Raw genomic sequence first — 13,671 nt, forward strand, 5'->3', positions numbered from 1 at the left:
CGTCCCCTCCGTCAGCCGACGAGCCCGAGCTGACGCATCAGCGTCAGGTTGTCCTCGATGTGCCAGTTTTCCGCGATCCGGCCGTGATCGATCCGGTAGATATCGGTCGCGATGAAGTCGATTGTCTGTCCGCGCCCGGCCGTTCCGTTGAATGCGCCGGTGAAATGCCCGCGGAAATGCAGGTGCACGACGACCCGGTCGCCAGCCACGATCATCTGTTCGATGTCGCAGCGCAGGTCCGGGATCGCGCCGCGCATCGTGCCGGAGGCCGCGATCGGCCCCGCTATGCCTTGTTCGCGGCCGGGCGGCAGGGTTTGGTCGGTGAAGTCGTCTGCGAGCGCCGCGCGGGCGAGGGCGGGGTCGCCGGTGTTCCAGAAGCTGCCGTAGCGGCGCGCGGCCAGGATTTGCGCGCGAGCCTGCGCGGCCGGCAAGCCTGCCGCGACGGTCAGGCTGTGCGGCGAGACGAGATCGGCGGCCTGGGACGCGGCGGGCCAGAGTGCCACGACGCAAGCGGCTGCCGCGAATGCGTGCGCGACGGGGCGGGCGGCCGAACGAAGGCGGATCGACATGATTTCGAGGGTCCTGTGAAGAGCGTCATGCGACGACGCGGAACAGGTATGGTAGGTTTCCGTTCTACATGCAAATACGGGCAAAAGGCGAATGGATTCTTCGAAAAAAGGAAAGATTGAAGCGAGGCTGGCACCATGACGCTCATCGACGATTTTCCGGCGCTCGATACCTTCGCGCGGATCGTGTCGGCCGGCAGCCTGTCGGCGGCGGCGCGCGAGCTCGACCTGTCGTTGTCCGTCGTCAGCAAGCGGCTCGCGCATCTCGAGTCGCGGCTCGGCGTGCGCCTGCTGCACCGGACGACGCGGCAGCAAACGCTCACCGACGACGGCGCGCAGTTTCACGCGCAGGTGCTGCGCATCCTGGCCGAGGTCGAGCATGCCGAAACGCTGATGCGCGATCGTCGCGGCACGGTCAGCGGCGTGCTGCGCGTGACGGCGCCCGGCGAGCTCGGCCGCCTGCGCATCGCGCCGCTCGTGGCGGCCTTTCAGCAGCGACATCCGCAATTGACCGTGCAGCTGGTGCTGACCGATGCGGTCGTCGATCTGCTCGCAGCCGACATCGACGTCGCCGTGCGAATCGGCAATCTTGCCGATTCGACGATGATCGCGCGCGAGCTGGCGCCGAATCATCGCGTGCTGTGCGCGTCACCGGGCTATCTCGCGGCGCACGGGCGGCCGGCTCATCCGGCCGAGCTCCGCGCGCACCGATGCATCGTGATGGGCGACCAGCCGCGTGCCGAATGGCGGTTCGACGGCGCGCAAGGCGACGTGGCGGTCGAGGTCACGGCCGCGCTGCTGACGAACGACGGCGGCGCGGCGCGCACGCTGGCGCTCGAAGGCGCGGGCATTGCATTGAAGTCGATCTGGGACGTCGGCGCCGATCTCGATGCCGGTCGGCTCGTGCGCGTGCTGCCGGCCTTCGAGGCGCCCGCGGCGCCGCTGCATGCCGTCTATCCCGGCGGCCGCCATGTGCCGTTGCGCGTGCGGACGTTCGTCGATTTCCTGCGCGAGCAGTTGCGTCACGCGTGGCGCCGCGACGCTTGAACCCGTCCCGGGCGGTGCGCCGGGCGCGTGGCGCCTCGTGATTCCGAAGCGGTTTACAATCGTTTGCATCGGGCGCCGCAAGCGTTGCCCTGCGCGTCGCCCCCGTTCGACAGGATGCCAACGATGCCAACGACCCCAGCGAATCCCGCGGTTCCCCGCCAGCGGCGCGTGCAGTGCGCGAGCGCGGCCGGCCTTCACCATGTCGCCTATACCGAGTGGGGCGATCCCGCGAATCCGCGCGTGCTCGTCTGCGTGCACGGCCTGACGCGCTCCGGGCGCGATTTCGACCGGCTTGCCGCTGCGCTGTCGGATACGTATCGCGTCGTCTGCCCCGATGTCGTCGGGCGTGGCCGGTCCGATCGGCTGGCCGATCCGCGGCTCTATGCGATTCCGCAGTACGTGGCCGACATGGTGACGCTGATTGCACGGCTCGACGTCGAATCGGTCGACTGGTTCGGCACGTCGATGGGCGGGCTGATCGGCATGGCGCTCGCCGGGCTGCCGGGTTCGCCGCTTCGCCGGATGATCGTCAACGACGTCGGCCCGCGCATCGAGCCCGATTCGCTGACGCGCATCGGCGAGTACCTCGGCGTGCAGCCGCGCTTTGCGACCGAGCAGGAGGGAATCGACTATCTGACGTCGCTGTCGCTGCCGTTCGGTGCGCTGAGCGCCGACGAGTGGCGCGAGATCAACGGGCCGCTGCTGCACGAATTGCCCGAAGGCGGCTGGACGATGCGCTACGACCCGCGCATCGCCGAGCCGTTCAAGGCGACGACGCCCGAGCTGGCCGCGCTCGGCGAGGCCGCGCTGTGGCGCGCGATCGAGACGACGGACGCGACGCTGCTCGTCGTGCGCGGCGAGACGTCCGACCTGCTGTCGCGCGAGACGGCGGATGAAATGGTGCGTCGCGGCCGGCATGTGACGCAGGTCGAGATTCCGGGCGCGGGCCACGCGCCGGCGTTCGTCAGCGCCGACCAGATTGCGCTCGCGCGGCGGTTTTTCGTCGAAGGCGACGCATAAACGCGTCATAATATGCGGTTCGGCGGCACGTGGGCCGTGCCGCCGCCCGATTCCTTACCCATCACGACCGGAACATTTCATGGCAGTCATTCGTCACCACGTCGGGGCCCGTCTCTCCGAAACCGCGATCCACAACGGTACCGTGTATCTGGCCGGCCAGATCGCCGAAGACACCACGCAGGACATCCGCGGCCAGACGCGCGAAGTGCTCGGCCACATCGATCGCCTGCTCGCCGAAGCGAACAGCGACAAGGCGCATCTGCTGTCGGTGCAGATCTACATCTCGGATCTCGCGAACTTCGAAGGCATGAATGCGGAGTGGGACGCATGGGTCGCACCGGGCAACACGCCGCCGCGCGCGACCGTCGAGGCGAAGCTCGCCGATCCGGCGCTGCTCGTCGAGATCGTGGTCGTCGCCGCGCAGCGGAGCTGAGCGTTATCCGACGATGACCGTATTCCGGCAGGCCGTGCCATGACCGAATCCGTTTCCGCTTCTCCCGTCGCGGCGCCGTCGTTCGACGACGTGCTCGCGTTCGTGCGCGAGCGGGCCGGCGACGCGCGCCTGTCGTCGGGCGAGCTGCTCGCCGATCACTCGGCGGGCACGGCGGCGATCATGCGCACGCTGAACGTCGATCCGCACGCGATGCAGGCCGCCGCGCTGTTCGTGCTGACGCCGCACCTGAGCGACCCCGAGCGCGAGCTGACCGAGCGTTTCGGCGACGAGGTCGCGCGGCTCGTGGCCGACGTGCGCAAGCTGTTGCGGCTCGGTACCGTCAGCCTGCGCGCCGCGCAGAACGCGAAGCCCGACGCCGGGCGGGACGCGGCGGAGGAGCGGCGCACGCAGATCGAGGCGCTGCGCAAGATGCTGCTCGCCTTCGCGCAGGACATCCGCGTGGTGCTGATCCGGCTCGCGTCGCGGTTGCAGTCGCTGCGCTACTACGCGGCCGCGAAGCTCGATCCGCCGCCCGACGTCGCGCGCGAGACGCTCGAGATCTATGCGCCGCTCGCGAACCGTCTCGGTATCTGGCAACTGAAGTGGGAACTCGAGGATCTCGCGTTCCGCTTCGAGGATCCCGTCACCTACAAGCGGATCGCGAAGCTGCTCGACGAAAAGCGCATCGAGCGCGAGGCGTACGTCACGCAGGCGATCGCGCGGCTGCAGCACGAGCTCGCGCAGGCGCACATCCAGGCCGACGTGAGCGGCCGGCCGAAGCATATCTATAGCATCTGGCGCAAGATGCGCGGCAAGGAGCTCGATTTCTCCGAGCTGTACGACGTGCGCGCGTTTCGCGTGATCGTGCCCGACATCAAGGATTGCTACGCGGTGCTCGGCATCGTGCATCACCTGTGGCAGCCGGTGCCGAAGGAATTCGACGACTACATCTCGCGGCCGAAGCCGAACGGCTACAAGTCGCTGCATACGGTCGTGATCGGCGACGACGGCCGCGCGTTCGAAGTGCAGATCCGCACGCAGGAGATGCATCGTTTCGCGGAGTATGGCGTCGCCGCGCACTGGCGCTACAAGGAGGCCGGCGCGCGCGGCTATGGCGGCCAGTTCTCGGCGAGCGACAAGTACGACGAGAAGATCGCGTGGCTGCGCCAGTTGCTCGCATGGAAGGACGACGTCGAGGACGGCGCCGAAGTGTCGGGCGATCAGGCGTGGGCGCAATTGCGCGAGACGTCGCTCGACGACGACCACATCTACGTGCTGACGCCGCAGGCGCGCGTGATCGCGCTGCCGCAGGGCGCGACGCCGGTCGATTTCGCGTACCACCTGCACAGCGAGCTCGGCCATCGCTGCCGTGGCGCGCGCGTCGACGGGGCGATGGTGCCGCTGAACACGCCGCTCGCCAACGGCCAGACGGTCGAGATCGTTGCGGTGAAGGAAGGCGGGCCGTCGCGCGACTGGCTGAACCTGCAGCTCGGTTACCTGAAGAGTTCGCGCGCGCGGCAGAAGGTGCGTGCGTGGTTCAACTCGATCGAGCAGGAAGAAAACGTCGCGCACGGCCGCGCGCTCGTCGAAAAGACGCTGCAGCGCGAGGGCAAGACGTCGGTCAACCTGGACAACCTCGCCGCGAAGCTCGGCTTCAAGTCGCCCGAGGAACTGTTCTCGGTCGTCGGCAAGGAAGAGTTCAGCCTGCGCAACGTCGAGCACGCGCTGTCCGATGCGCCGCCGCCGGAACCGGCGCCCGAGGCGCCGGCCGATTTCGAGAAGCGCAGCAGCGGTGCGAGCGTCGCGCACGGCGCGTCGACCGGCGTGCTGGTGGTGGGCGTCGACGCGCTGCTGACGCAACTGGCGCGCTGCTGCCGTCCGGCGCCGCCCGATCCGATCAGCGGTTTCGTCACGCGCGGCAAGGGAATGTCGATCCACCGCAGCGACTGCCCGACGTTTCGCCGGATGGTCGAGCGCGCGCCGGAGCGCGTGCTGCAGACGACCTGGTCGGCCGACGTGCTGGGCGGGCGCGGCGCGTCCGTCTATCCGGTCGACCTGATGATCGAGGCGAGCGACCGGCAAGGGTTGCTGCGCGATATCTCCGAAGTGTTCGCGCGCGAAAAGATCAACGTCGTGGGCGTGAAGACCCAGAGCCGCCGCAATGCGGCGTTCATGCAGTTCACGGTCGAGGTATCGAATTCGGCGCAGGTGCAGCGCGCGTGCACGCTGCTCGGCGAGGTGCAGGGCGTCGTGCGGGCGGGGCGGAAGTCGTAATGGGGTTGGAACGGCGTCATTTTGCTGCGGCCGCATAAAACACTTGCCAAGCCGGCCGCCGCCCCATATAATCTCAGCTTCTCTAGGCTCGTAGCTCAGCTGGTTAGAGCACCACCTTGACATGGTGGGGGTCGTTGGTTCGAGTCCAATCGAGCCTACCAACGAATTGAGAATGCCCGGCCTCCGGGTGTTCGAAGCAGTACACAACTCAACGCGAACAAGGCGAATACGGTTATGACACCGCGAACGTTGACCGAAACCACTTCGGAGCGACGCTAGTCGAGGAACGTTTTCGCCCTTTCAGTTTGAGTGAAGTATCGAATGCGGCCCCTCGAAAGCGGGGCCGCATTTTTTTTGTCGCGAAATTTTCATGCGTGAGTTCGATCTCGCGTACCTGGTCTGCCGCCCACTGTCGGCATCACGGAGAGTGCTATGGTTTCGATACGCTTGCCTGACGGCTCAGTTCGACAATACGAGCATCCGGTGACAGTCGCCGAGGTTGCGGCCTCGATCGGTCCCGGTCTTGCGAAGGCTGCGCTTGGTGGCAAGCTCGATGGCGAGCTCGTGGATACGTCGACGGTGATCGACCGCGACGCGTCGCTCGCGATCGTCACCGACAAGGATGCCGACGGCCTCGACATCATCCGCCATTCGACCGCCCACTTGCTCGCGTATGCGGTGAAGGAACTGTATCCGGACGCGCAAGTGACGATCGGCCCGGTGATCGACAACGGTTTCTATTACGACTTCTCGTACAACCGCCCGTTTACGCCGGAAGATCTGGAAAAGATCGAAAAGCGCATGCAGGAACTCGCGAAGAAGGACGAGCCGGTCACGCGCCGTGTCGTGTCGCGCGACGAGGCCGCCGGTTACTTCCGCAGCATCGGCGAGAAGTACAAGGCCGAGATCATCGAATCGATTCCGCAAAGCGACGAAATCAAGCTGTACTCGCACGGCGGCTTCACCGATCTGTGTCGCGGCCCGCACGTGCCGTCCACCGGCAAGCTGAAGGTCTTCAAGCTGATGAAGGTCGCCGGCGCGTACTGGCGCGGCGATTCGAAGAACGAGCAGCTGCAGCGGATCTACGGCACGGCCTGGACGAAGAAGGAAGACCAGGACCAGTACCTGCACATGCTCGAGGAAGCGGAAAAGCGCGACCACCGCAAGCTGGGCAAGCAGCTCGACCTGTTCCACATGCAGGAAGAGTCGCCGGGCATGGTGTTCTGGCATCCGAAGGGCTGGGCGCTGTGGCAGCAGGTCGAGCAGTACATGCGCCGCCGCGTCAACGAAGCCGGCTATCTCGAGATCAAGACGCCGATGATCATGGACCGCTCGCTGTGGGAAGCGTCGGGCCACTGGCAGAACTATCGCGAGAACATGTTCACGACGGAGTCGGAGAAGCGCGACTACGCGATCAAGCCGATGAACTGCCCGGGCCACGTCCAGGTGTTCAAGCACGGCCTGCGCTCGTACCGCGATCTCCCGCTGCGCTACGCGGAATTCGGCTCGTGCCACCGCAACGAGGCGTCGGGTGCGCTGCACGGCCTGATGCGCGTGCGCGGCTTCGTGCAGGACGATGCGCACATCTTCTGTACGGAAGACCAGTTCATCTCGGAATCGATCGCGTTCAACACGCTGGCCATGAGCGTGTACAAGGATTTCGGTTTCGATCACATCGACATCAAGCTGTCGCTGCGCCCCGACCAGCGTGCGGGTACGGACGAGACGTGGGATCGCGCCGAGCAGGGTCTGCGCGATGCACTGACGGCCTGTGGCCTCACGTGGGAAGAGTTGCCGGGCGAGGGTGCGTTCTACGGCCCGAAGATCGAGTACCACATCAAGGATGCGCTCGGCCGCTCGTGGCAGTGCGGCACGCTGCAGCTCGACATGGTGCTGCCGGAGCGCCTGGGCGCCGAGTACGTGGCGGAAGACAACAGCCGCCGCCGGCCGGTGATGCTGCACCGTGCGATCGTCGGTTCGATGGAGCGTTTCCTTGGCATTTTGATCGAGCACCATGCTGGTGCAATGCCGGTTTGGCTCGCGCCGTACCAGGCAATTGTGCTCAATATCGCCGAAAGTCAGGCCGAATATGCGCAGTCTCTGGCCCAATCGTTGCAAAAACAAGGGGTTAGAGTGGCGGCCGATTTGCGCAACGAGAAGATTAGCTATAAAATACGCGAGCACACGCTGGAAAAGGTGCCTTATCTCCTCGTCGTGGGCGATAAGGAGCGTGATGCGCAAACGGTAGCCGTGCGTGCCCGTGGCGGCGTCGACCTTGGCGTTATGCCGGTCGAAGCCTTCGTTGAGCGTCTGCAGGAAGACCTGCGCTCGTTCAAGTAACCGCCCTGGCAGCGCGGCTCGTTTTTTTAATTTTTAGAGGAAACGTAACATCGCTACTGATAAGTCGTCGCACCGCATCAACGGTGAAATCACTGCGCCGGAAGTGCGCCTGGTCGGGATCGAGAATGAACCGCTCGGTATCGTAAAACTCGCTGACGCTTTCCGTAAATCGGAAGAACTGGATGTTGACCTGGTGGAAATCGCGCCGCAAGCGGTGCCGCCGGTTTGCCGTCTGATGGATTACGGCAAGTTCAAGTACCAGGAATCGAAGAAGCAGCACGAAGCGAAGCTGAAGCAGAAGGTCATCCAGGTCAAGGAAGTCAAGTTCCGTCCGGGTACCGATGACGGGGATTACAACGTCAAGCTCCGCAATCTCGTGCGCTTCCTCGAAGAGGGCGACAAGACGAAGATCACGTTGCGTTTCCGCGGCCGCGAAATGGCTCACCAGGAAATCGGTATGCGGATGCTCGAGCGTCTGCGCACGGATCTCGACGAAGTCGGCCAGGTCGAGCAGATGCCGAAGATGGAAGGGCGCCAGATGATCATGGTGCTCTCGCCGAAGAAAAAGAAGTAACGGGCCCGCGCGCATCGCGCGCAGGTTCGACAGTGGTTCGGCGCGTTGCCCGGTCAGGGCGGCGCGCCAGCAACGACGGCGGCTGCGCAAGCGGTTCGCCGTACACAAGTGGACTGGGTTTCGAAGGGCGGGTCAAGGGCGCAAGCCAACCGCACACCCATCGCCATCTAATAAACTGGAGTTGTTCGTCATGCCTAAGATGAAGACCAAGAAGAGCGCTGCAAAGCGCTTCGTGGTGCGTCCGGGCGGTACCGTCAAGCGCGGTCAAGCCTTCAAGCGCCACATCCTGACCAAGAAAACCACGAAGAACAAGCGCCATCTGCGCGGCGCAACGGCAGTTCACGATTCCGATCTGAACTCCGTCCGCGCGATGCTCCCGTTCGCGTAACCCCTCAACTGATACTCCAAGGAGAGAAACATGCCTCGAGTCAAACGTGGGGTAACCGCACGGGCCCGCCACAAGAAGATCATCAACCTGGCCAAGGGTTATCGCGGCCGTCGCAATAACGTCTACCGCATCGCCAAGCAGGCGGTGATGCGCGCTGGTCAGTACGCGTACCGCGATCGCCGCAACAAGAAGCGTGTGTTCCGCGCACTGTGGATCACGCGTATCAACGCGGCAGTTCGCCAGCACGACATGACCTACAGCGTGTTCATCAACGGCCTGAAGAAGGCGTCGATCGAACTCGACCGTAAGGTGCTGGCCGACATGGCGGTGTTCGACAAGGCTGCTTTTGCTGCGATCGTCAAGCAGGTGAAAGCCGCCGTTGCAGCCTAATTGCGAAATTAGCACTGCGTGGTTAGTTGCAGCGAGGTTCCGGTAGTCTCGGCCGCTGCAGCGAAAACGGGGCTCTTCCGAGCCCCTTTTTTGTTTGGTGAGTAGATTTTCTCGCCAAGACCGAATGACGTTGGAAATGATGGGATCTATGGATCTGGACCAGATTGTCGCCGACGCGCAGCAGTCCTTCGAACAGGCTGCCGACATCACCACGCTCGAAAACGAGAAAGCTCGATTTCTCGGTAAATCGGGTGCGCTGACCGAGTTGCTCAAGGGCCTCGGCAAGCTCGATCCCGAAGCACGCAAGACCGAAGGCGCACGCATCAACGTCGCGAAGCAGCAGGTTGAAGCCGCGCTCACCGCCCGTCGCCAGGCACTGGCCGACGCGCTGCTGAATCAGCGCCTCACCGCCGAAGCGATCGACGTGACGCTGCCGGGCCGCGGCGCCGGCACAGGCAGCCTGCACCCGGTGATGCGCACGTGGGAGCGGGTCGAACGGATTTTCGGCTCGATCGGTTTCGACGTGGCCGACGGCCCCGAAATCGAGACCGACTGGTACAACTTCACGTCGCTGAACAGCCCGGAGAACCATCCGGCGCGTTCGATGCAGGACACCTTCTACGTCGAAGGCAAGGATGCCGACGGCCGCCAGCTGCTGCTGCGCACGCACACGAGCCCGATGCAGGTGCGTTATGCGCGCATGAACCATCCGCCGATCAAGGTGATCGCACCGGGCCGCACGTATCGCGTCGACAGCGATGCGACCCACTCGCCGATGTTCAATCAGGTCGAGGGGCTGTGGATCGACGAAAACATCAGCTTCGCCGATCTCAAGGGCGTCTATACCGACTTCCTGAAAAAATTCTTCGAGCGCGACGACATCCTCGTGCGCTTCCGTCCGTCGTATTTCCCGTTCACGGAACCGTCGGCCGAGATCGACATGATGTTCGAGCAAGGCAAGAACGCCGGCAAGTGGCTCGAAATTTCCGGGTCGGGCCAGGTGCATCCGACCGTGATCCGCAACATGGGCCTCGACCCCGAGCGCTACATCGGTTTCGCGTTCGGCAGCGGCCTCGAGCGCCTGACGATGCTGCGCTACGGCGTGCAGGATCTGCGGCTGTTCTTCGAGAACGATCTGCGTTTCCTGCGCCAGTTCGCGTAACGCTGCTCGCCGCGCCGACATGTGCCCGTGCATGCCCCCGCCGGACGTTTCCGAAGGGGCCCGGGCGCCGATCTAACCCGTTTCGAACGTAGACATCCATGCAATTCCCTGAATCCTGGTTGAGAACCTTTGTCGACCCGCAGCTGACGACCGACGAGCTGTCGCACGCGCTGACGATGGCGGGGCTCGAAGTCGAATCGCTGAGCAAGGCGGCGCCGCCGACGTCGAAGATCGTCGTCGGCCGCGTGCTCGAAGTCGTCAAGCATCCGGATGCGGACAAGCTCAATGTCTGCCAGGTCGACGCCGGCACCGGCGCGACGCTGAACATCGTCTGCGGCGCGCCGAACGTGGCGCCCGGCATCAAGGTGCCGGTCGCGCTGGTGGGCGCGGAACTGCCGCCGGCGGAAGAGGGCGGCAAGCCGTTCGCGATCAAGCTGTCGAAGCTGCGCGGCGTGGAGAGCCAGGGGATGCTGTGCTCGGCGCGCGAGCTGAAGCTGTCGGAAGACCACAGCGGGCTGCTGATCCTGCCGGAAGACACGCCGATCGGCCAGGACATCCGCGAGACCCTCAATCTCGACGACACGATCTTCGAAATCAAGCTGACGCCGAACAAGGCCGACTGCCTGTCGGTGTTCGGCATCGCGCGCGAGACGGCCGCGATCACCGGCGCGCCGCTGACGCCGGTCGACATCCGCCCGGTGAACGTCGAGCTCGACGAAACGTTGCCGGTGCGCATCGCCGCGCCGGATCTGTGCGGCCGTTTTTCGGGCCGCGTGATCCGCGGCGTGAACGCGCGCGCGAAGACGCCGCAGTGGATGGTCGAGCGCCTCGAGCGTTCGGGCCAGCGCAGCGTGTCCGCGCTCGTCGACATCTCGAACTACGTGATGTTCGAACTCGGCCGCCCGTCGCACGTGTTCGATCTCGACAAGATCCACGGCGGCATCGAGGTTCGCTGGGGCAAGCGCGGCGAATCGCTGAAGCTGCTCAACGGCAACACGGTCGAACTCGACGAAACGGTCGGCGTGATTGCGGACGACCGTCAGGTCGAAAGCCTGGCCGGCATCATGGGCGGCGACAGCACGGCCGTCACGCTCGATACGACCAACATCTACCTGGAAGCCGCGTTCTGGTGGCCGGACAGCATCCGCGGCCGCGCGCGCAAGTACAACTTCTCGACCGATGCGGCCCATCGCTTCGAGCGCGGCGTCGATTACGCGACGACCGTCGAACACGTCGAGCGCATCACGCAACTGATCCTCGAGATCTGCGGCGGCAAGGCCGGCCCGGTCGACGATCAGGCGGTGAACCTGCCGCAGCGCGCGCCGGTGAAGATGCGCGTGTCGCGCGCGAACCGCATCATCGGCGTGAAGATCGGCGCCGACGAGATCGCGAACATCTTCACGCGCCTCGGCCTGCCGTTCGAGCGTGAAGACGACGCGTTCCTCGTCACGCCGCCGTCGCACCGCTTCGACATCGAGATCGAGGAAGACCTGATCGAGGAAGTGGCGCGCATCTACGGCTTCGAGAAGATCCCCGCGCGGCCGCCGGTCGCGACGAGCGAAATGCGCGCGACCCACGAAACGCGGCGTTCGATCCACGACATCCGTCACGCGCTGGCCGCGCGCGACTACGCGGAAACCGTCAACTTCAGCTTCGTCGATGCGGAGTGGGAGCGCGATTTCGCGGGCAACGACAACCCGATTCGTCTGCTGAATCCGATCGCGAGCCAGCTTTCGGTGATGCGCACGACGCTGTTCGGCAGCCTGATCGCCGTGCTGCGCCACAACCTGAACCGTCGCGCCGATCGCGTGCGCGTGTTCGAGTCGGGCCGCGTGTTCGTCGCCGATCCGTCGGTGAAGGCCGGCGAGCTGGCGGTCGAGGGTCATGCGCAGCCGAAGCGCGTCGGTGCGCTTGCGTACGGTCCGGCACTCGACGAGCAGTGGGGCGTGGCGACCCGCGCGGTCGATTTCTTCGACGTGAAGGGCGATCTCGAAGCGCTGCTCGCGCCGGCGGTGGCACGCTTCGTGAAGGCCGAGCATCCGGCCCTTCATCCGGGCCGCAGCGCACGCATCGAGGTCGACGGCCGCGCGGTCGGCTGGATCGGCGAACTGCATCCGCGTCTGATGCAGAAGTACGAGCTGTCGCACGCGCCGGTGATGTTCGAGATCGACGCGGACGCGCTGATCGCACGTGCGCTGCCCGCGCCGACCGACGTGTCGAAATTCCCGCCGGTCCGTCGCGATATCGCCGTTGTCGTCGATCAGGCGGTCGAGGTACAGGCCCTTTTCGACGAAATGAAGAAGGCGCTTGCGGAAGACGCCTGCCGATTCGTTCAGAAGGTTGTACTCTTCGACGAATTTCGTGCAAAATCAAATACTTCCGGTGGCCTTGCCGCGAACGAGAAGAGCCTTGCATTCCGCGTGACGCTGCAGGACGCGGCTGGCACGCTGCAGGACGAGGTCGTCGATCAGGCGATCCAGACGCTGGTCGAGCGGATGGCGCGTGCCGGTGCGCGTCTGCGCGGCTAAGGAGAGGGCCCGCCCGTTCGCGGGCGGCTTTTTTCCATCGTAAGTTTTGATTCAACGCGCTGTATGGCAGATATGAACGACATGACCTCGAGTGAATTCGAAGCCCTCCTGACGGCGCAACGCAGCGCGATGAACCGCGACGCTTCGGCGCCGACGTCCACCGAGACGCCGACGCTGACGAAGGCGGAACTGGCGGAGCTGTTGTTCGACAGCGTCGGGCTGAACAAGCGTGAAGCGAAGGACATGGTCGAGGCGTTTTTCGAAGTGATCCGCGACGCGCTCGAAAACGGTGAAAGCGTCAAGCTGTCGGGGTTCGGCAATTTCCAGTTGCGCGACAAGCCGCAGCGTCCGGGCCGCAATCCGAAGACGGGCGAGGCGATTCCGATCGCGGCCCGCCGGGTGGTAACCTTCCACGCGAGCCAGAAACTGAAGGCGCTGGTCGAAAACGGCGCGGAGTAACACGCGCCGGCGCCCCTGCGCGGCCCCGCGCATCCCTTACCGACGGTTAACCGACGATGACCACCACGGTTGAGAAAGTCGTTTTGCCTCCGATTCCCGCGAAGCGCTACTTCACGATCGGCGAAGTCAGCGAGCTGTGCGGGGTCAAGCCACATGTGCTGCGTTACTGGGAACAGGAATTCACTCAGTTGCGGCCGGTGAAGCGGCGCGGCAACCGGCGGTATTACCAGCATCACGAGGTGCTGCTGATCCGGCGGATTCGCGAGTTGCTGTACGAGCAGGGCTTCACGATCAACGGCGCGCGCAACCGGCTCGATTCGCCGGGCAGCGAGCGGGCCGCGGCGGAGCCAGTCGAATCCGACGCGCAGGCAAACGATGCGCGTGGGGCGGGCAAGCCCGGCGAAAACGTCGACGTCATCGCGTTGCGGCAGGCGTTGCTCGACGTGATCGACGGACTGAAACACGACTGAGTGCGCGCCGCGCAGGATGC

13 protein-coding genes and 1 tRNA gene are annotated in these 13,671 nt (G+C 64.9%); 13 read left to right on the forward strand and 1 reads right to left on the reverse strand.

Annotated elements, in window-relative coordinates; translation table 11 throughout:
• Nucleotides 1-11: 11 nt before the first annotated feature.
• Nucleotides 12-569 (reverse strand): ester cyclase, encoded by a 558-nt coding sequence (locus QZM15_RS15735; protein ID WP_302106780.1) that lies wholly within the window; start codon nt 567-569, stop codon nt 12-14.
• 135 nt (nt 570-704) lie between these two features.
• On the opposite strand from QZM15_RS15735, the gene QZM15_RS15740 reads away from it, so the two are divergent.
• The 13 genes from QZM15_RS15740 to QZM15_RS15800 all read left to right on the forward strand — a co-directional run bounded on the left by QZM15_RS15740 (nt 705) and on the right by QZM15_RS15800 (nt 13,651).
• A complete protein-coding gene (locus QZM15_RS15740) occupies nt 705-1,613 on the forward strand; it encodes a LysR family transcriptional regulator (protein WP_099316343.1) in 909 nt (302 codons plus the stop codon).
• Between the two features lie 123 nt (nt 1,614-1,736).
• The gene (locus tag QZM15_RS15745; protein WP_060318229.1) at nt 1,737-2,633 is read left to right on the forward strand and encodes an alpha/beta fold hydrolase; all 897 of its coding nucleotides are present in this window, start codon (nt 1,737-1,739) and stop codon (nt 2,631-2,633) included.
• Between the two features lie 79 nt (nt 2,634-2,712).
• Nucleotides 2,713-3,066, forward strand: coding sequence for a RidA family protein (locus tag QZM15_RS15750; RefSeq protein ID WP_006486103.1), 354 nt, complete (start codon nt 2,713-2,715; stop codon nt 3,064-3,066).
• 39 nt (nt 3,067-3,105) lie between these two features.
• The gene (locus QZM15_RS15755) at nt 3,106-5,340 is read left to right on the forward strand and encodes a bifunctional (p)ppGpp synthetase/guanosine-3',5'-bis(diphosphate) 3'-pyrophosphohydrolase (protein ID WP_059575806.1); all 2,235 of its coding nucleotides are present in this window, start codon (nt 3,106-3,108) and stop codon (nt 5,338-5,340) included.
• Between the two features lie 84 nt (nt 5,341-5,424).
• Nucleotides 5,425-5,501: transfer RNA gene (locus QZM15_RS15760), tRNA-Val, on the forward strand.
• Between the two features lie 271 nt (nt 5,502-5,772).
• A complete protein-coding gene (gene thrS / locus QZM15_RS15765) occupies nt 5,773-7,680 on the forward strand; it encodes a threonine--tRNA ligase (protein WP_006486105.1) in 1,908 nt (635 codons plus the stop codon).
• Nucleotides 7,681-7,729: 49 nt separating this feature from the next.
• Nucleotides 7,730-8,254, forward strand: coding sequence for a translation initiation factor IF-3 (gene infC, locus QZM15_RS15770; RefSeq protein ID WP_081066449.1), 525 nt, complete (start codon nt 7,730-7,732; stop codon nt 8,252-8,254).
• A 190-nt stretch (nt 8,255-8,444) separates the two neighbouring features.
• Nucleotides 8,445-8,642 carry a 50S ribosomal protein L35 gene (rpmI, locus tag QZM15_RS15775; RefSeq protein ID WP_004191477.1) on the forward strand — a complete coding sequence of 66 codons (198 nt, stop codon included), beginning with the start codon at nt 8,445-8,447 and terminating at the stop codon, nt 8,640-8,642.
• A gap of 30 nt (nt 8,643-8,672) precedes the next feature.
• Complete coding sequence (gene rplT, locus QZM15_RS15780) at nt 8,673-9,032, forward strand: 50S ribosomal protein L20 (protein ID WP_004192938.1); 360 nt, start codon at nt 8,673-8,675, stop codon at nt 9,030-9,032.
• 148 nt (nt 9,033-9,180) lie between these two features.
• Nucleotides 9,181-10,194 carry a phenylalanine--tRNA ligase subunit alpha gene (pheS, locus tag QZM15_RS15785; RefSeq protein ID WP_302106781.1) on the forward strand — a complete coding sequence of 338 codons (1,014 nt, stop codon included), beginning with the start codon at nt 9,181-9,183 and terminating at the stop codon, nt 10,192-10,194.
• A 98-nt stretch (nt 10,195-10,292) separates the two neighbouring features.
• Nucleotides 10,293-12,722 carry a phenylalanine--tRNA ligase subunit beta gene (gene pheT / locus QZM15_RS15790; protein WP_302106709.1) on the forward strand — a complete coding sequence of 810 codons (2,430 nt, stop codon included), beginning with the start codon at nt 10,293-10,295 and terminating at the stop codon, nt 12,720-12,722.
• 72 nt (nt 12,723-12,794) lie between these two features.
• Nucleotides 12,795-13,181, forward strand: coding sequence for an integration host factor subunit alpha (locus QZM15_RS15795; RefSeq protein WP_302106710.1), 387 nt, complete (start codon nt 12,795-12,797; stop codon nt 13,179-13,181).
• Between the two features lie 56 nt (nt 13,182-13,237).
• Entirely contained in the window at nt 13,238-13,651 is a 414-nt protein-coding gene (locus QZM15_RS15800) for a MerR family transcriptional regulator (protein WP_059638816.1), read from the forward strand.
• Nucleotides 13,652-13,671: the final 20 nt, after the last annotated feature.

The sequence above is a fragment of the Burkholderia sp. AU44665 genome (assembly GCF_030504405.1).
Lineage (GTDB): Bacteria > Pseudomonadota > Gammaproteobacteria > Burkholderiales > Burkholderiaceae > Burkholderia > Burkholderia semiarida.